At 37.4% G+C, this 17,405-nt stretch carries 17 protein-coding genes and 3 pseudogenes; 16 read left to right on the forward strand and 4 right to left on the reverse strand.

The genetic code is table 11. The features are described from left to right. Positions 1-3: 3 nt before the first annotated feature. The 9 genes and pseudogenes from K6V48_RS05475 to K6V48_RS05515 all read left to right on the forward strand — a co-directional run. Complete coding sequence (locus K6V48_RS05475) at positions 4-495, forward strand: hypothetical protein (RefSeq protein WP_171333557.1); 492 nt, start codon at positions 4-6, stop codon at positions 493-495. 118 nt (positions 496-613) lie between these two features. Beyond that, positions 614-1,822, forward strand: coding sequence for a hypothetical protein (locus K6V48_RS05480; protein ID WP_222368422.1), 1,209 nt, complete (start codon positions 614-616; stop codon positions 1,820-1,822). Positions 1,823-2,065: 243 nt separating this feature from the next. Continuing rightward, a complete protein-coding gene (locus K6V48_RS05485; protein WP_172085856.1) occupies positions 2,066-2,386 on the forward strand; it encodes a hypothetical protein in 321 nt (106 codons plus the stop codon). Next, entirely contained in the window at positions 2,386-3,462 is a 1,077-nt protein-coding gene (locus K6V48_RS05490) for an ATP-binding cassette domain-containing protein (RefSeq protein ID WP_222368423.1), read from the forward strand. The genes K6V48_RS05485 and K6V48_RS05490 overlap by 1 nt, the downstream gene beginning before the upstream one ends. A 1-nt stretch (position 3,463) precedes the next feature. Beyond that, positions 3,464-4,078 carry a hypothetical protein gene (locus K6V48_RS05495; protein ID WP_222368424.1) on the forward strand — a complete coding sequence of 205 codons (615 nt, stop codon included), beginning with the start codon at positions 3,464-3,466 and terminating at the stop codon, positions 4,076-4,078. Positions 4,079-4,211: 133 nt separating this feature from the next. Beyond that, positions 4,212-4,778: a replication protein gene (locus tag K6V48_RS05500; protein WP_172085859.1), complete on the forward strand. Its 567-nt coding sequence runs from the start codon at positions 4,212-4,214 to the stop codon at positions 4,776-4,778. A 3-nt stretch (positions 4,779-4,781) separates the two neighbouring features. Next, a complete protein-coding gene (locus K6V48_RS05505) occupies positions 4,782-5,042 on the forward strand; it encodes a DUF3173 family protein (protein WP_222368425.1) in 261 nt (86 codons plus the stop codon). Then, positions 5,032-6,213, forward strand: coding sequence for a tyrosine-type recombinase/integrase (locus K6V48_RS05510; protein ID WP_222368426.1), 1,182 nt, complete (start codon positions 5,032-5,034; stop codon positions 6,211-6,213). Before K6V48_RS05505 ends, K6V48_RS05510 begins: the two co-directional genes overlap by 11 nt. A 364-nt stretch (positions 6,214-6,577) precedes the next feature. Further along, a pseudogene (locus tag K6V48_RS05515) lies at positions 6,578-6,700 on the forward strand (CHAP domain-containing protein); the annotation flags it as partial. A gap of 60 nt (positions 6,701-6,760) precedes the next feature. Here K6V48_RS05515 and K6V48_RS05520 read toward each other — a convergent pair. Beyond that, positions 6,761-7,606: pseudogene (locus tag K6V48_RS05520) on the reverse strand (nucleotidyl transferase AbiEii/AbiGii toxin family protein). Continuing rightward, complete coding sequence (locus K6V48_RS05525) at positions 7,603-8,193, reverse strand: type IV toxin-antitoxin system AbiEi family antitoxin domain-containing protein (RefSeq protein WP_222368430.1); 591 nt, start codon at positions 8,191-8,193, stop codon at positions 7,603-7,605. The pseudogene K6V48_RS05520 and the gene K6V48_RS05525 overlap by 4 nt, the downstream one beginning before the upstream one ends. Before the next feature lie 280 nt (positions 8,194-8,473). On the opposite strand from K6V48_RS05525, the pseudogene K6V48_RS05530 reads away from it, so the two are divergent. From K6V48_RS05530 to K6V48_RS05540, 3 genes and pseudogenes are all read left to right on the forward strand, one after another. Continuing rightward, a pseudogene (locus K6V48_RS05530) lies at positions 8,474-8,990 on the forward strand (putative cross-wall-targeting lipoprotein signal domain-containing protein); the annotation flags it as partial. A 114-nt stretch (positions 8,991-9,104) separates the two neighbouring features. Continuing rightward, on the forward strand, positions 9,105-9,863 hold the full coding sequence (gene ldcB / locus K6V48_RS05535; RefSeq protein ID WP_222368432.1) for an LD-carboxypeptidase LdcB/DacB: 759 nt from the start codon (positions 9,105-9,107) through the stop codon (positions 9,861-9,863). Between the two features lie 94 nt (positions 9,864-9,957). Then, a complete protein-coding gene (locus tag K6V48_RS05540; RefSeq protein WP_172018025.1) occupies positions 9,958-10,407 on the forward strand; it encodes a VOC family protein in 450 nt (149 codons plus the stop codon). A gap of 63 nt (positions 10,408-10,470) precedes the next feature. Here the strand turns inward: K6V48_RS05540 and K6V48_RS05545 are convergent, their stop codons facing one another. Further along, the gene (locus K6V48_RS05545; RefSeq protein WP_160863554.1) at positions 10,471-12,081 is read right to left on the reverse strand and encodes a permease; all 1,611 of its coding nucleotides are present in this window, start codon (positions 12,079-12,081) and stop codon (positions 10,471-10,473) included. Continuing rightward, positions 12,078-12,821 (reverse strand): ABC transporter ATP-binding protein, encoded by a 744-nt coding sequence (locus K6V48_RS05550; protein ID WP_024392262.1) that lies wholly within the window; start codon positions 12,819-12,821, stop codon positions 12,078-12,080. Before K6V48_RS05550 ends, K6V48_RS05545 begins: the two co-directional genes overlap by 4 nt. Positions 12,822-13,101: 280 nt before the next feature. On the opposite strand from K6V48_RS05550, the gene uvrC reads away from it, so the two are divergent. The 4 genes from uvrC (at position 13,102) to K6V48_RS05570 (ending at position 17,370) form a co-directional block, all read left to right on the forward strand. Beyond that, positions 13,102-14,886 (forward strand): excinuclease ABC subunit UvrC, encoded by a 1,785-nt coding sequence (gene uvrC, locus K6V48_RS05555; protein ID WP_222368434.1) that lies wholly within the window; start codon positions 13,102-13,104, stop codon positions 14,884-14,886. Positions 14,887-14,942: 56 nt separating this feature from the next. Continuing rightward, on the forward strand, positions 14,943-15,071 hold the full coding sequence (locus K6V48_RS05560) for a DUF4044 domain-containing protein (protein WP_024388852.1): 129 nt from the start codon (positions 14,943-14,945) through the stop codon (positions 15,069-15,071). A gap of 206 nt (positions 15,072-15,277) precedes the next feature. After that, positions 15,278-16,591, forward strand: a complete 1,314-nt coding sequence (obgE, locus tag K6V48_RS05565) for a GTPase ObgE (RefSeq protein WP_032535930.1) — start codon at positions 15,278-15,280, stop codon at positions 16,589-16,591. 611 nt (positions 16,592-17,202) lie between these two features. Next, complete coding sequence (locus K6V48_RS05570; RefSeq protein ID WP_024392259.1) at positions 17,203-17,370, forward strand: hypothetical protein; 168 nt, start codon at positions 17,203-17,205, stop codon at positions 17,368-17,370. The last annotated feature ends 35 nt before the right edge of the window (positions 17,371-17,405 follow it).

The raw sequence follows: 17,405 nt of genomic DNA on the forward strand, positions 1-17,405 counted from the left end.
TAAATGGCAAAAAGTTTAAAAAGTCAATTACGAGATATTGAGAGAAATTTGGTCAGAGAAACGAATAAAATGGTGAAGAGAGCTAATAAGAAGATAAAGCCCGTTATCCTTCCAACACAACTAGACTCCTCTAAAACAGCACTAAACTTCAACGAATATCATCAAGATAATAGTACTCATGTTTCTGTTAATGGAGATTTGATAAACTCACAGATTGGTGGACAAAATAATGCGTTAAATATTACCTATACTGAGATGGAAATTGAGAGAGTATTTGAGAATATCAGGGAGTACTCTAGGACATTAGATGAAGAAGAACAGACAGAATTAGTGACAATTTTAAATGAGGTACAAGAAGTCGGAAAAGTTGGTAACCATCAAACTTTCTTTGAAAAGCACCCAATACTTGCAATGGCTCTTAGTGCTAGTGTAAGCTGGGGAGTTGAGAATGGAATTGATAGATTAGTTAGTGTCATTTCAAATACATTTAAGTGAAAAGTTTAATATTTAAGTTTGATTAAAAATTAAACAATTATCAAATTTTTTAATATGTTATGAAAAAAAGTTCATTAAATCCAATAGTTTACCTGTCCTTGAAATGGAGGAGTGAGATTTGCTTGACTTAGAAAGAATCTTGAGAAAGATAATCGCTTATAGATTTAAAAAGTTGCGTGGGGATATTCCTTATGAGTTGATTTCATCACAACGTGCTAATATGAATCGGATTGAGCAGGGAATAAATGTAACAAGTGGTAACTTTGTGTCGGATACTTTGCTCGATGAGTATTCTAAATATTTCGGAAAAAGTAAACCAGAATTAATATTTGGAAATGATGCAGAGATAGAAAATACTTTATGTTTCATGTTCCTACAAGTATTTGTCAAAATAATTCCTGATGTTAAGGTGCCTGATATGCAGTATCCATTTAAATCGGAAGAATTTCAAGATGATATTTCTCCAGATACTTATGAAAAATTTAGGGAAATATTTACTATTTTTGGAGATTATTACAGGTGGTATAAAATAAGAAGGTTTGAAGATATTTCCGATAAAGATATTGATGTAGTTTCTATGTTTAAAATAGTATGGGCTTTGCTGAATAAAAAAGTGGTAAGTTCATTTAAGGTGCAAGTAATTACAGAATTTTTTAATGATTCGGAACCTAAATTTAATTTCAATCAAATTAATGTAAAGTTTAATTTATGGTACGAGAAGTATTTTGTGAATAGCATTATACCTGAGTTTTTGCAGAAGTTAAGAACCAATAGTATTTTTAAAATGGGATTTATGGTTAAGGATTTAATTGATAATTTCATAGAAGTAGATTTACCAAAATCCTATCTGGAAGATGTACCGTTGGAAGAATTTTACTTACCAATGAAAAATTATCATATTAGTTTCAAAGAGGACATTTCAGATGAAGATCTTGAGAAATTATCGACTGAAATTGTTGAGATGTTAACACGTGATACTTCTATAAACGGTTTGGATGATATAAAAAGAATAGATGGAGAAAAATTTTTTACGGAATTTGATTTTGTAACTGATGAAAGCATCTCCTTTGTAGATGAGACACGTAGAGTAAGTGCACAGTCTCTTTTGGATTGTATTCTTATGACACCTGACATTTTTGATAGACTCCATGACCTAAATTCAAACGAGAGGAAAATTCCTGGTCTATTGACTGTAAATAGTCAAGCTTCTAAATTATTTCAAATTAAAGTAAATGAAGTATATCTTCAACAGATTGATGAATTAGTGCGTTTTCAAAATATTTATATCAATTTAATAAAGTGGGATAAATTGGAAACATTTCTTTAGACAGAGTAAAATTTGATAAAAAGTGGTTAGTCATTTGTGGCTAGCCATTTTTCTTTTATTCTCAAAAAATGTAAAAACTAAGAACGAAACTGGATATTCATAGATAACAGTTCTCGGTTATACTAAACCTATCAAAGCACAGCAAGGCTTTGATGGTGACCAATCAAAAGAGTTGCAAATCTTTTGATTCGCTTTGTTAGGAAGTTGCTGATTCCTAATACTAAGTATGGGAGAAAATCAAACATGAAAACACGCAATCGTAAAAGTGGCTATTCAGTCAATACCGCAAATGAGTATATCGACCCTAAACAAGCAATTTATTGCATGAGTGTAGAACTTGAACCACAAATTAAGTTTGAAGACAATCAACCTACTGGTGAGATTATCGCTTATAAGGGCTGGTTCTCTCAAAAAGGGCTTCCACCTTTCATGGTGAAGTTTGAAAATGAAGTCACATTGCCACCCTATATGGCAATGGTGCAGTTTGACAATCTTCAAGCCTGCGAAGTCGGCTTCAATGTGTATTTCAAAGCTGATAATATCAGAGTCAGAGAGGTTAAATAATGACCAAGAAGGAATTGTCACAGTATCTTTTACAAAGTCTTAATATGGGGCTTGGAACTTTTATAAAGGGGGAAACCAGTTATACCAATAGTTTTGACTGCAAAATTATGGAAGAAGGATTTCTCTTTCTTCCCCGCTTACCAGCGGGATATATTATTGATGATGAACTCTATCAAAAAATATTCCTAATCGCCAATGCTTCACTCTTCCCTCGTTACACACTATTGAAACAAAATTCTGCCTATTTCATGGCACTTGATACAGAAGATATTCATGTTCAACGTGGGCTATTTTTCCCATGGAAAGAAGGCGTATCTGAACGCTTAGTCATTTCTGACTTGGAAGATTTCGCAAGCTCTCAAAAGGAAACTCTGATTCCTATCATGAAAAATCTATCTCTTGATTTTAACAAGGTCAATCATATTGCCATTGCAGGAAATTCAGGATCAGGTAAATCTTATGCTCTGACCTACTTTCTGAGTCTCTTAAAAGGGATTTCAGAACTGATAATCGTTGACCCTAAATATGATACCCCAAGCAGATGGGCAAGAGAAAATGGTATTGCAGTGATTCACCCTCAAAAGAATCGCTCTAAGTCTGATTTTGTATCGGAAATCAATGAGAATCTAAGTTCGTGCTTAGAGCTTATTCAACAACGCCAAGAAATTCTCTATGAAAATCCTGACCACGAATTTGACCATCTAACCATTGTCATCGATGAAGTTCTGGCACTTTCAGAAGGAGTGAACAAAGTTATCAAAGAATCCTTTTTCTCACTACTTTCTCAAATTGCCTTACTGGGAAGAGCCACTAAAATCCACTTATTGCTGGTTTCGCAAAGATTTGACCATAACACTATTCCGATTTCGGTCAGAGAACAGTTAAATGTCTTGATTCAGATTGGAAATATCAACAAGAAAACGACTCAGTTTCTCTTTCCTGACTTAGACCCTGAAGGCATTGTTATCCCAATTGGTAAAGGTACTGGCTTAATTCAAATTATTGATCATGAACACCCATATCAAGTATTACCTTTACTTTGTCCAACCTACTACACTAAGAAAGGCATTTTATAAAATGAAAAGAAGTTTCTTCCAAAAAACGTTTAACCTTAACCTGAATTTACTTTTCTTTGGTTTTGTTACCTTCTTACTAAGTTATGGATTTCATTTACTAGGCAAACAAATCAAGACAAGTTCTTTCTTGAATTCTCAATCAGTCTTTGTAGATATTCAAACAATGTTACAAGTGGTAGAACAATGTATTCATTCAATAGCATATTTGCTTATTCTGATTGCCATTATTCTAATCTTGACTGAACTCTGTCAGCGAATTATGAAGGACTCAATATGGAACTACTTTAAGTCTGTTTATCAAACCTTACGATTGAGACAATTTCTTAGACAGGAAGAACATTCTGAACCTGTTATGACAATAGAAAATCAAACGGTCACTCGCTTTAATCCTATCCTAAGAAGTTTCAATCGGGTTGTTTCTAAGTGCACGGTGGATGTCCGAAAGGATTCTGTTTCTGTCTTTCTAAAAGTCCCTAAAACGCAACAGGCACAAAAACTCTTGCGAGAAATGGAAGAACATATCAAGGAAGAAATTTCGAGCCGAAATCCCAAGTATTATTTCTCTGCCCCAAATCGGGAGAAAAGCAAGCTCTGGTTCACAGGTACTAAACGGTAAGGGAAAGGGTGGTGCTTGGCTCACGAAGTGAAAGCCAAAAGCACCACTCTTTCTTATAACTGTTTTTAACATGTGTAATGGGGTTACTACGACCCCCATTACACCAATAATCAATAATCATGAAAGGAAGTATATGACAAAAGATAAACGCTCGAATAAATGGGCATTTCTACTCTATCAAGAAAGTGCACCTGATAACTATTTAGAAGTTCTTGAAGAGTTGCATATTCCCTTTGTTTTGAGTCCGTGGCACGATAGAGACGTGAACAAGGAAACAGGAGAAATCAAAAAAGCTCACAAACATGGAGCTCTATTCTTTGAATCTCTCAAGAGTTATTCGCAAGTCTCTGAATTGTTGACTAAACACCTGAAAACTCCTAATCATGTTGAAATTATCATGTCCCCTAAAGGCATGTATGATTATTTTATTCATGCGGAGAATCCAGATAAAACACTCTATGATATAAATGATATTGAATCGGGTTGCGGATTTGAATTAGACAAATTTCTCACTAGCAATAACCATGATAAATTTTTATCTCTGATAATTGATATTATCGAAGAACACAATTTCACTGAGTTTAATAATCTGGTTAGGTATGCGAGAACTGAAAATCCTCAACTGCTTAACTTGATAATGGATAAAACCTATTTCTTTGCTAAATATCTGGATTCAAGAAGATATGCAAGGAGGGAATAAATCTTGACAAGGACAATAAATCATAAACGATTAATGGAGCTTGGTTTTCCAAAGCATACAGCAAGGAATATCATTCATCAAGCTAAATCGATTGCAGTGGCAAAGTTTGAAGAAACTAGCAATTCTTTGGATAATGTGCTAGAATTAAGAAAATCGCTCTTTGACAATTCAAGACTTGACCTTGCCCCTACTTATATCGTAGAAGAATTACTAGGCTTTGAGTTACCTTTTGATAAAGAAAGGAACTTAAAGAATGGCAACTAAAAAATATCGTGGAGTATCGCGAGATAAACAAGGCAAAATTTATTATCAAACAGAGTTTAAAGCAAATGACTTAACTGGTAAGCGACAACGAAAGAAAAGCTATAAAGACCAGTTTGGAAATCCATTCAGGAGTGAAAAACAGGCTTATAATGAATTGTGCCGAGTAAGAGCAGAGTTTCAAATCTCCCAAAATAGGAACGGAGATTACATGACCTTTGCTGAATATATGGAAGAAATTTATCTACCTTATTATAGGCAAACAGTTCAAGCGGTTACCTATAAGACGGCACTTACTCATCATAAAATGTTTGTAGAAATTTTTGGTCACAAGAAATTATCATCTATAACGATTAGAGAGTGCGAGCAATTTAGAATCTATCTGATTGATAAATACTCCCCTAACTATGCTAAAGGTGTTTGGATTCGATTTAAGCAATGTCTGGGCTATGCTGAACGCCTTCAAATTATAGATGAGTTTCCTTGTAAATCGCTTGATAACCCTAAGGGTTCACGACCAGATACAAAATTTTGGACACTGGATGACTTTAGAAAAGTTATTGCAACCTTTGACCTATCGGACTACGAGGCACGACATAGATTTACTGCAATTTGGCTATATTTCTTTACTGGACTTAGAGTATCTGAGGGATTAAGTTTGATTTGGTCTGATATTGATTTTGAAAGAAAGTTGCTTCATGTTCAAAGTACACTTGAGTATGAGGGAAATGGCATTTTCACACGGAAAAATCAGACCAAAACAGAGGCAGGGCTTAGATGGATTGAGCTTGATGATGAAACGGTAGAAGTACTACAACAATGGAGAATCGTACAGGTAGAAAACAATGATGATGATTACGTTCTAGCACGATTTGGAAAACCATTAAGTAAATGTACTTTGAGCCGTATTCTCAAAAGGCATGCAAAAAAAGCAGGAGTAGAAGTAATCACTGGAAAAGGGTTGCGACATTCTCACGACAGTTTTTTGATAAACGTACTGGGAAAAGATGTTCTGTATGTTTCTAAACGTTCCGGACGAGTTGACAAGGCAACTACATTGAATACCTATTCTCATCTGTATGAAAGTCAAAAAGCTAGTGGTGGAAGAGAGATAACCCAAGCACTACATAAGTTTGGAGTATCATCAAACCCCACCAAAACCCCACTAAACTAAATAAGAGAAAGACAAACCTGATTATATCAGCGTTTATAGGCATTGTGTAACTGTTACTCTTAAATAATAGAGTAACTACTCAAGTAGCCTAAAAACATTATTAAACCGCTATTCTTCGGAGTAGCGGTTTTTTGTTGGAAAGAATATCCGTTGGATTTTAAATGAGTATTAGTTACTAAAGTGAGCGATTAATAAATTCAATTTTGTATATCCAAAATCAAACTCCAACAGGGTTCAACGTAGTCTGATTTCAAAATACTATATCTTTGAAATAATTAGAATATTCAGGTTGCTTTTCTTTTTGAATAATGATGTAAGAGGTGTATATGAACGCACTATTGTTTGATGAACGGCCAATAATCGCAAATTCTGTCCAAATGGCTCATACCTTATCTCCGAAACCAATCACAATGGCAATCCCAACTACACCTTCCGTAAATTATCAGGAGTGGATAGTAGCTTGAGTTTTGCCTATACGACGAAATAAAAAAGGATATGCTAACAAAATGAATAAATGTTAGCATATCTTTTTTATTTTTTGTCACGATTAATCAGAATTTATAGAAATGAGAACTGTTATGAGATGAATCATCTCATCAAGTACATCTGCAAGTGAAATCCCCTTTGTATAACTATATTTTTTCGAATAATTTTGCCATTGTTTATTCTGAGTAGGGTCAGATTTGAATCTCTCGAGTAGTTCAATAATCTTTGCAAAATCGAGTTCTGTTACGCGATATGAAAATGTTCTCTGACAGGCATTTTTCAACTGAATGAAGTCAATGGCTTCTTTCTTCAGTTTTGAAAGAATATAGACATCGTAAAAATCTTTGCTTCTACTGTTCAAGAAGTTGCGTGAATAGATGGTTTAAAGTTTCTCAGCTAGAATTGTTTCAATTGTATAAGCAATAATTGGAAAATTGTCTTCATCAAAAATAGCTTTATAGTCGTATGTAATCGGCTGAGGAGTTACAACATCACCTGTCGCAATATCCAAATGGATGACTTGTTTAATATTCTCAAGTTGGCACAAAATGGTTGCTCGATAGCCACCATAGTCATCACTTTCTTTAATAGCAGTGATTGATTGAATCACAAAAGATATACCTTCTTCGGAATCTGCTAAAATTTCCTTGCGTTGCTGCTTCACAGTTTCTTCTGAGAGTGTTATTTGATGGAACAAAAAATCAATATCAACCGTGCTACGAGATTCAACTCCAATAACATTTGACAGCAGGAACCCCCCTTTGAAGATATAGTGATTTGAATAGGTACTTTGACTTAATTTTTTTAAAATCACTTCTAGAAAGTAATAGGTCATCACGGAATTAAAGGTTAATCCAGTATTCTTTGATATTTTATGACAGAGTGCTGTTAACTTAGCTTTATTCATACTAGGACCTCCAGAGTTTGTTTGACCTTGTCCAAGATGTTCATTTTTGTCGCATATTCATAGAGTTTTGTAAGATTTTTTTTAGGATAGTTTCCGTAATGTTGAAGTGTTTTGACAAAAAGCTCAGTGTCTATTTTTTCTCGATGAATCACAAAATCACAGATAATACGTTCGAAATCATACACTCTGACCTCGTTTCCCATAGGGGTTTTTACAAGAGTAATTCCTAGTTCACTATATTCCTTAGAAACGGAATGAATGTTCAGATTTGCTGGAGGAGTATTAAAACGGTAGCCTCTAGGAATGGTTACGTCAAAATATTGAGGAATTTCATCTGTAAATTGTTGTAGGTAAAGCGCTGAGATATAAGAGAAAACAGCCTTGGGATAACGGTACTGAAAGAAGTAGTATTCGTCGTAGTCTCCATACTGGGTTAGGAAAATTCCTTTTTTGACGCGGTAAACAATCCCTTCTTTTTCTAGTCTTGTCAAATATATTGTTGGAATCTTTAGAGCTTTACAATCTTTATAGGTGATAATGCCATTGTGGGTTTCTATAAATTCAAGTAGAATCTCTTTTTTAGACATGTTTACTCCTTCTTATGTTGCTTTTACACTACAATTTTACAACATTTGTAGTGTAAAAGCAACATTTTCTTTTCCCTTAATGTATTGTGATAACAAAATCAAGCCTTCTTTTTTATGATGGTATTGAACTTGGGCTACGAGCTGTACAAAAAAGAGAGTTTCTCCTAGAACGGAAAGTTCATCGTCAAAACTTCTATTTTTGTCGTGCTCGCTTAACGCCCTCGTATCTAATAAAGAGTAACAGTTTGTTGCTACATAAAAAAGAAAAGAAGGACACATTATGACCAAAACATGTAATCATCACTTTCTTGTCAATCAGGAAAAAGGCGAGAAACACGTCTTTCGCAAGAGTAAAAAATATCGCACTCTATGTTCCGTTGCCCTTGGAACCATGGTCGTTGCCCTTGGAACCATGGTGACCGCTGTTGTTGCTTGGGGAGGAACGGTTGCACATGCTGATGAAGTCACATCATCAGTTGACACCACCATCCAACGAACGGAGAATCCAGCCACGAATTTACCAGAAGCACAACCAACCCATGTTTCTGAACAAACTGAAAGTTTAGGGTCAACTGGACAATCTAACGGAGCGGTTGCTGTCACCGTACCGTATGATACGGTAACACAAGCAGTTGAAGAGGCCAAGGCTGAGGGTGTTTCTATGGTTGAAAACAACCTAATTTATTTTAGGTAACACAAGCTCTGTAGCAGAAACTAACCAACAAATTTCAATAGCAGAAGCAGATGCTCAAAAACAGGTTGAGTCTGTCAATGAAGTCACTGAAAGCTACAAAGCTAAAAATGACTGTTCAGCTTCAATTGATAAAAGCAATCGACTATGATAAATATTAGAATTTATTTCCTATTTTTGTTACAATGTAAGCAATGAATGAAAGAAGTGTGATAAAAAAATGAAAAAATACATGTTCGGAATGGTGTGTTGTTTAGTATTAGCTGGTTGTAGCCAGCAGAGTAATTCTACTAAAGTAAGCTCCTCAACATCAACTGAAATTACTGAGTCTCAAACTCAGACAACTAGTAGCTCTGCTCAGAGCTCTTCAACGGGAGAAGAAACGATTGAATCCTCTTCTAGTAGTTCGGAAACAGGAACATCCACAAAGGCAACCTTCAATGGTTCTTATTATAGTGTTCAAGGGAAATATGGTGAAGTAGTTATTGCCAATAAGAAACACCCTCTTGCGAAAGACTATGCACCAGGGGAAAATCCAGAAGCTCTTGCTGCTTTTCAGCAATTAGTTGCAGACATGCAAGCGAAAGGATTTGATGTTTCAAATAATTACAGTGGCTTCCGGTCTTATGAAACCCAGGCTACACTCTACCAATCCTATGTAAATCAAGAAGGACAGGCTGCAGCAGACACTTATTCTGCTCGACCAGGCTATAGTGAGCACCAAACTGGTTTAGCATTTGATTTGTTGGATTCTGCAGGTAATTTGTTAGAAGAACCGACAGCTTCAAAATGGCTAGCAGAAAACGCGCATTTGTACGGATTTATAGTACGCTATCAACCAGGAAAGGAAAGTAGTACTGGCTATATTGCAGAAACGTGGCATGTTCGCTACATTGGTCAAGAAGCAACGGAAATTTATCAATCTGGTTTAACCTTAGAAGAATATTATGGTGTTCCTGGTGGCGATTACCAAGAATAAGCTTATCAAAATAAAAATTTAAGACCGAGACCAAAGATTTGTCCGTATGATTCACTCGTGTTATAATGAATCATCAAACAGTTGGAGGTCCATCATGCTTAAAGCAATGGAAGTATATTTGGTAACAAACGGTAATGGTTTGGAAGCTATTGAGTTTTACAAAGAGGCGCTCGGTGCATCTATCGAACGAGTGAATTTATTCAAAGATTTCTTGCCAGATTGCCCAGCAGAATTGGAAAATTTTGTTATGAATGCACAATTCCGTTTACCGAATGGTCAACGTTTCATGTTGTCAGACAACAACCCAGAAATGCCTTATTCAGTAGGCGATAACATCACTGTTGCCTTGATTACCGATGACGCAGAAACTGCTAAGAATTTCTATGACAAATTATCAGTAGATGCGAAAGCCATTAATATGGAACTTCAAGCAGTTCCATGGTCACCAGCCTATGGCAATGTAACGGATAAATTTGGTATTTCATGGCAAGTGAATGCTGAAGTTGCAAATTATGGTCAGGAATACTACGCAGAACAAGAATAATAACAATTCAAAACGACACAGTCTGAACATGCTGTGTCGTTTTTATAATCTATTTTGTCTTTCTTATTGCGGTAGTTTGCTCCAATATGCCTTGTGAAGAAATACTTGGAGTAAGGTTGCTGCAACCAAAATAAGGGTTAGTAGAGCTGCACTAACATAAACAGCATTATAGGCATTTGCGACAATGATGCTGATAGTGACTAAGATAGCACCAACCATCATGGTCAAGAGGATGCTTCCAGCTATCAGCCATTGCCCACTTCCACGGCCAAATAATTGATTGCTGTTTTGCCAATTGAGAACTAATAGTCGTTGATCGCGCCAATAGTAAATCTGGCCAACCAATAGGGCAGAAAGTAGAAGCCCTATTGTAAAGAAAATGGATAAAAGAAGGTGAACTTTAAATAGCACAAAGGCTAAGGTGAAGTATAAAATAGTTGGAAGTAGGAATTGTACAAATGCGATGACTTTAAATTTTTGAATAGTAAATTGTTTAAAGGAGAGAGGTAATGTACGGATAAAATGATAATTTTCCTTCTCTAGGGACATTGCAACTCCTAAAAATGTTGTTGCACCGGCAAACATACTTCCTAATAGGATACCGATTAACATAGCAATGCCAAAATAATCAGGTGATAGTGTACTCAATCCTCCGTCATTAGCAAATCGTGAGACACTAGGATACAAAGCAAAACCAATCACAACAGGCTGGACAAAACTTTGAACCAACAAGTTGCTATCTTTCAATGTAGATAGATGGTGTTTTACCAAGGCTTTTTGTAAATTACTTGGTAGTTTTGCAGGTTTTTTCTTGCGGGTTTGTCCAGAAACCGCATCAATTTCTAATAACTGATCGAAATAGTGAGGCATTATCTCTTTTACGATATAGTATACTAAGCCAAGTGTGATTGCGAGCGGTAGTAGGAAGTTGATGGCAGTTCCTAGTGATAAAGGTTGGCTGACGATGTAATGAAATCCTACAAAAATTGGAATTATTGGAAAGTTGACAAACCCATTAGATTCTAAAGAAACAACTTGTTGAGATTGAAGAAACAGCATTGCACCAATCGCAATGAGCGTAGACACTGTCATCAGGATTGTTGAAATCATGGTTTTTTGTGAACTTTTACGCAATACTTGACCGATAAAATGCAAAAGGACCAAGTTGATAATGTTTATGAACAGCCACAATACGATAAATGATGGTAGAACAGCAATGAGTGCAGGAGCTCCTCCAATTTGCCAATAGGTAATTGATAAAAGAGAAAGACAGGGCATGAGGAAAGGTAGAACCATGCCTTGTGCAGACAAGACTTTTGCGATGAATACGTCCTGTGAACGCAGTGGTAAAGCGAGGTACAATTTTGTATCCTTACTGTCGTAGAACACTGAGAAAAATCCAGTGAATCCATAGACAATCGACATAATGGCAAAGATAGAAAGTTGGAGTGAGAAAAATCCGACTGATTCTGAATAATCTACGCCTAAAAAGAAAATAGTGTAAATAAAGGCGAACATGATCATCATAAAGATTTGTTGCCGTAGGATACTTTTATAGGCTGAAAATGATGCATTTTTCTTTTTATTCTGTTTCTTTTTGACAGAGGCCAGCAGTTGTGGGTTGGAATATAAAATATTAATTTTAATCAATTCCCAGATGATGGACTTCTTCATACTTCCTCACCTGCCTTATCTTGTTGGCGTCCTGCTAATTCCAGATAAATTGTTTCTAAATCTTTATCTGGATATTGTGATTTCAATTCGTCAAGACTTCCAAGAAAAATCAAGCGGCCTTTTCGTAAAATACCGATACGGTCACATAATTGTTCTGCAACAGACAAAACATGTGTTGAGAATAAGACGGTATTGCCAGCAGCTGCATGTTCTTTCATCATCTGTTTCAAATCAAAGGAAGCCTGTGGATCCAGTCCAGTTAATGGTTCGTCCAATATCCAAATATCAGGATTGGAAATAAGCGCGCCAATGATAATTGTCTTTTGCCGCATACCATGAGAAAAGCTGTCAATGGTTTCGTGCTGACGAGTTGTCATATCGAACAGTTGTCCTAATTTGCCGATTCGTTCATCAATCAAATTCTGAGGGACCTCGTAGACTTTACCCATAAAATTCCAATACTCGTATGCAGTTAGGTGGAGAAAGATATCTGGAGAGTCTGGAACGTAAGCGATACGTTTTTTAATGGCATTGCGGTGTTCAGCTAAATTTAACTGATCGACTAAGACGAGACCCTCAGTCGCTTCAATAATAGAGGTTAATAGACTGATCGTTGTTGTTTTTCCAGCACCATTGTGTCCAATCAAACCGAATATCTCTCCACTTTCAATCCTTAAATTAAGATCGTCAAGTGCAAGGGTTTCGCCATAAGCTTTTGTAACGTGGTCAAATTGTATCATATTTTCCTCCTCATATTTCCCAAGGCTTGCCTATTCTACAAACTTTTAAATGGCATTTCTTTTAGTCATTGAATATTAAACCAATGTATCGTAAAGCCATTTTGGAAGTGTAAAAGAATAACATATTTATATTTTTAATGTTATTATACTACTTTATTAATACAAAATCAATTGTTTTTTTATAGGTAGTGACCATGAAGCTGTTTTAAAGAATTTGAGAATGAATCAGTTTGATGATCAAAAATAGACTTACTATTTCTGATTCTGATATAATTAATCTATGAACGAAATCATTAAACATAAGTTAGAGTTGCTTCCAGATAGTCCTGGTTGTTATCTCCATAAAAACAAGTACGGAAAGATTATTTATGTTGGTAAGGCCAAAAACCTGCGTAATCGGGTGCGGTCTTATTTTCGTGGCGCCCATGATACCAAGACTGAAGCTTTAGTATCTGAAATTGCCGATTTTGAATTTATCGTAACAGATTCCAATATCGAGGCGCTCTTACTAGAAATCAATCTGATTCAGGAAAACAAGCCTCGCTATAACATCATGCTCAAGGATGACAAGTCCTATCCCTTTATCAAAATTACCAAGGAACGTCATCCACGGCTGCTCATTACACGGCAGATTAAGAAGGATGGTGGTCAGTATTTTGGTCCCTATCCAGATGTGGGTGCGGCCAACCAGACCCTCAAACTATTGGAGCGTCTGTATCCTTTCCGCAAGTGCAAATTGCCTGAGAACAAGTACTGTATGTATTATCACTTGGGCCAATGTTTGGCCCACGGGGACAAGATGCCTAGTCTTTCTGATTATGATAAGATGAGTAAGGAAGTTGCTCAATTCTTAACAGGACATGATGATAAGATTGTTAGACAGGTGCAAGAAAAAATGAAAGTTGCTGCAGCCAATCTTGAATTTGAAAGAGCTGCGGAATATCGTGATATTCTTCAATCTATTTCAACCCTACGGACCAAGCAACGTGTGATGGCTCATGACTTGCAAAACCGCGATGTCTTTGGCTACTACGTGGACAAGGGCTGGATGTGTGTACAGGTTTTCTTTGTTCGTCAGGGGAAACTGATTGAGCGGAATGTCAATCTTTTTCCATATTATAATGATGCGGACGAAGACTTTTTGACCTACATTGGTCAGTTTTACAGGGACCAGCAACATTTGATTCCCTCTGAGGTCTTGATACCGCAGGATATTGACCAAGAAGCCGTAGAAGCTCTGGTAGATACTAAGGTCATCAAGCCTCAGCGTGGCGAGAAGAAGCAACTCATCAATTTGGCAACCAAGAATGCGCGTGTTAGTCTGGAGCAGAAGTTTAATCTTTTGGAGAAAAATCTGGAGAAGACGTACGGTGCTGTAGAAAATATCGGTCAGCTTTTGGGGATTCCGACGCCTGTGCGGATTGAGGCTTTCGATAACTCCAACATCATGGGGACCAGTCCTGTATCGGCCATGGTGGTCTTTGAAAATGGGGTGCCTAATAAAAAGGAATACCGCAAGTATAAGATTAAGACGGTGGAGGGACCGGATGACTATGCTTCCATGCGAGAAGTTTTGCAGCGGCGATACAGTCGGGTACTGCGGGACGGTTTGACACCGCCTGATTTGATTATCATTGACGGTGGTCAGGGGCAGGTTAACATTGCCAAGCAGGTCATCGAGCAGGAGTTGGGTATGTCCATTCCCATTGCAGGTTTGCAGAAGAATGACAAGCACCAAACCCATGAATTGCTCTTTGGAAATCCGTTGGAAGTAGTTGAGTTGCCTCGTAATTCACAGGAATTTTTCCTCCTGCATCGGATTCAGGATGAGGTTCACCGCTTTGCCATTGAGTTTCATCGTCAGGTCCGGTCTAAAAATTCTTTCTCATCCAAATTGGATGGTATTGATGGCTTGGGACCAAAACGAAAGCAGGCATTGATGAAACACTTCAAATCAATTGGAAAAATCCAATTGGCAAGTGTCCAAGAAATTGCAGATGTAGGTGTTCCCTATAAGGTGGCGGAGAAAGTCAAAGAAAGCCTTTCTTCAAAGGATGAGAATTGAAAACATTCCCATAATGTGTTAGAATAAACTATCAATGACTGAATAAGGAGAAAGCAATGGCTTTTGGTGAAGAAAAACACAAGAAATCAACATTTGAAAAAGTTACTTTAGTAATTGTTGTCGTGATGGTAGTCGTGACATTAGCAGGCTTGATTTTACCAGCAATCAATGCATTGATGAATTAAGAAACTGTATTCACAGTTCAGCTCTTTTATCTAAGGCTAGTTTTTAAGCTACTCAAGGTTAGTTTTTTCAAGATATTGTCAGTATTTCTTAAAAAAAAACGGCATTGATTCCTTAAAAATGGTTTCTTATTTATTAGCACTTTGTTTGTGAATACAGGATATAAAACGCTATTAAGCGTTTTTTTCTAGGAAAGAATAGGTTAATTATGAGTATGTTTTTAGATACTGCTAAGATTAAGGTCAAGGCAGGTAAGGGAGGCGATGGGATGGTTGCTTTCCGTCGTGAAAAGTATGTACCAAATGGCGGTCCTTGGGGCGGTGATGGAGGTCATGGTGGGAATGTTGTCTTTGTTGTAGATGAAGGCTTGCGTACCCTAATGGATTTCCGTTACAACCGTCGCTTTAAGGCTGACGATGGCGAAAAGGGAATGACCAAGGGCATGCATGGTCGTGGTGCGGAAGATTTAATTGTTCGTGTACCGCAAGGAACAACTGTGCGTGATGCTGATACAGGAAAAATTATTACAGACTTGGTTGAGAATGGGCAGGAATTTGTTATTGCCCACGGTGGTCGTGGTGGTCGTGGAAATATTCGTTTTGCGACACCTAAGAATCCAGCGCCTGAGATTTCTGAAAATGGAGAACCAGGTGAGGAGCGCAATCTTGAATTAGAATTAAAAGTTCTTGCTGATGTTGGTCTAGTTGGTTTTCCATCTGTCGGGAAGTCAACTCTCCTAAGTGTGATTACAGCAGCTAAACCTAAAATTGGTGCCTACCATTTTACAACCATTGTGCCAAATTTGGGAATGGTTCGGACCAAATCTGGCGAGTCATTTGCAGTGGCAGATTTACCTGGTTTGATCGAAGGTGCTAGTCAAGGTGTTGGATTGGGAACGCAATTCCTGCGTCACATCGAGCGGACACGTGTTATCTTGCATGTTTTGGATATGTCCGCTAGTGAAGGTCGTGATCCTTATGATGACTATGTGGCCATCAACAATGAGTTGGAAACTTATAATCTTCGTTTAATGGAGCGCCCTCAAATTATTGTTGCCAATAAGATGGACATGCCAGAGGCAGAGGAACATCTGGAAGAGTTCAAGAAAAAATTAGCTGCCAACTATGATGAGTTTGAAGAATTGCCACAGATTTTCCCAATTTCTGGTATTGCTCACCAAGGTTTGGAAAATCTACTAGAAGCAACAGCAGAATTACTTGAAAAAACACCAGAGTTCTTGCTCTATGATGAAGCTGACTTTCAAGAGGAAGAAGCATATTATGGCTTTCATCCTGATGAACCAGAATTTGAAATCAGTCGTGCAGATGATGCAAGTTGGATACTATCTGGTGACAAGCTGGAAAAACTCTTTACCATGACGAACTTCGATCGCGATGAGTCAGTCATGAAATTTGCTCGCCAGTTACGTGGCATGGGTGTCGATGAAGCTCTTCGAGCGCGTGGAGCCAAGGATGGGGATATCGTCCGTATTGGCAAATTTGAATTTGAGTTTGTGGATTAACGTAGCAGTTTGACTGCAAGTTAACTTGCTAGTCAAACTACGCCAAGTCCTAGGGGACCTTGGCTAGCTACCTTACTAACTTCACCCAAATGGTAGTATCGACCATTTGGGCTCCGTGTCGTAACTTTGGAATCGCATCTAAATCCTAAAGGACTTGATGTAGTACGGTAGCCGCTATGGCGGACTACCTACCAACCTTACTAATTCCGCACAGGCAGTAGTATCGACTGCCTGCGCTCCATGTCGTAACGTTGGAATCACATCTAAGATCTAATGGACTTGATGTAGTACGGTAGCCGCTATGGCGGACTGCCTACCAACCTTACTAATTCCGCACAGGCAGTAGTATCGACTGCCTGTGCTCCATGTCGTAACTTGTCCAGTGGAGTGAAACAGTTTGGGGAACTGTTTCAGCTGGTCGCCTTGAAATATGAAAGCGACCACAGTAGCTCGAGCCAGAAAATTCGAAAGCGAGGTAAGCAGTTTGACTGGTAGTTAACTTGTTAGTCAAACTACGCCAAGTCCTAGGGGAATTTGGCTAGCTACCTTACTAATTTTGTTCCGTTAGTGACGGTTAATTATGAATAAGTAATAAAAAATTGGAGGTCTTTATGGGTGATAAGCCGATATCCTTCAAGGATAAAAATGGGAATTTTGTTTCGGCAGCCGATGTTTGGAATGCTGAAAAATTAGAAGAACTCTTTAACAAGCTTAATCCCAATCGCAAGCTACGATTGGAACGCGAGCGTTTAGCTAAAGAGCAAGAAAAGAGTAGTTAGAAGGTTTTACCTTTCTGAAAAAATGGTCCATTGGA

The sequence above is a fragment of the Streptococcus suis genome, from assembly GCF_019794555.1.
Taxonomy (GTDB): Bacteria; Bacillota; Bacilli; order Lactobacillales; family Streptococcaceae; genus Streptococcus; species Streptococcus suis_AB.

What these genes read in the sequence shown, in the direction of transcription:
- K6V48_RS05540 (WP_172018025.1), top strand. Translation starts at nt 9,958, where the DNA reads ATGCTTAAAGCAATGGAAGTATATTTGGTAACAAACGGTAATGGTTTG.
- K6V48_RS05550 (WP_024392262.1), bottom strand. Translation starts at nt 12,821, where the DNA reads ATGATACAATTTGACCACGTTACAAAAGCTTATGGCGAAACCCTTGCA.
- obgE (WP_032535930.1), top strand. Translation starts at nt 15,278, where the DNA reads ATGAGTATGTTTTTAGATACTGCTAAGATTAAGGTCAAGGCAGGTAAG.
- uvrC (WP_222368434.1), top strand. Translation starts at nt 13,102, where the DNA reads ATGAACGAAATCATTAAACATAAGTTAGAGTTGCTTCCAGATAGTCCT.
- K6V48_RS05490 (WP_222368423.1), top strand. Translation starts at nt 2,386, where the DNA reads ATGACCAAGAAGGAATTGTCACAGTATCTTTTACAAAGTCTTAATATG.
- K6V48_RS05510 (WP_222368426.1), top strand. Translation starts at nt 5,032, where the DNA reads ATGGCAACTAAAAAATATCGTGGAGTATCGCGAGATAAACAAGGCAAA.
- K6V48_RS05560 (WP_024388852.1), top strand. Translation starts at nt 14,943, where the DNA reads ATGGCTTTTGGTGAAGAAAAACACAAGAAATCAACATTTGAAAAAGTT.
- K6V48_RS05495 (WP_222368424.1), top strand. Translation starts at nt 3,464, where the DNA reads ATGAAAAGAAGTTTCTTCCAAAAAACGTTTAACCTTAACCTGAATTTA.
- K6V48_RS05485 (WP_172085856.1), top strand. Translation starts at nt 2,066, where the DNA reads ATGAAAACACGCAATCGTAAAAGTGGCTATTCAGTCAATACCGCAAAT.
- K6V48_RS05475 (WP_171333557.1), top strand. Translation starts at nt 4, where the DNA reads ATGGCAAAAAGTTTAAAAAGTCAATTACGAGATATTGAGAGAAATTTG.
- K6V48_RS05545 (WP_160863554.1), bottom strand. Translation starts at nt 12,081, where the DNA reads ATGAAGAAGTCCATCATCTGGGAATTGATTAAAATTAATATTTTATAT.
- K6V48_RS05570 (WP_024392259.1), top strand. Translation starts at nt 17,203, where the DNA reads ATGGGTGATAAGCCGATATCCTTCAAGGATAAAAATGGGAATTTTGTT.
- K6V48_RS05525 (WP_222368430.1), bottom strand. Translation starts at nt 8,193, where the DNA reads ATGTCTAAAAAAGAGATTCTACTTGAATTTATAGAAACCCACAATGGC.
- K6V48_RS05500 (WP_172085859.1), top strand. Translation starts at nt 4,212, where the DNA reads ATGACAAAAGATAAACGCTCGAATAAATGGGCATTTCTACTCTATCAA.
- ldcB (WP_222368432.1), top strand. Translation starts at nt 9,105, where the DNA reads ATGAAAAAATACATGTTCGGAATGGTGTGTTGTTTAGTATTAGCTGGT.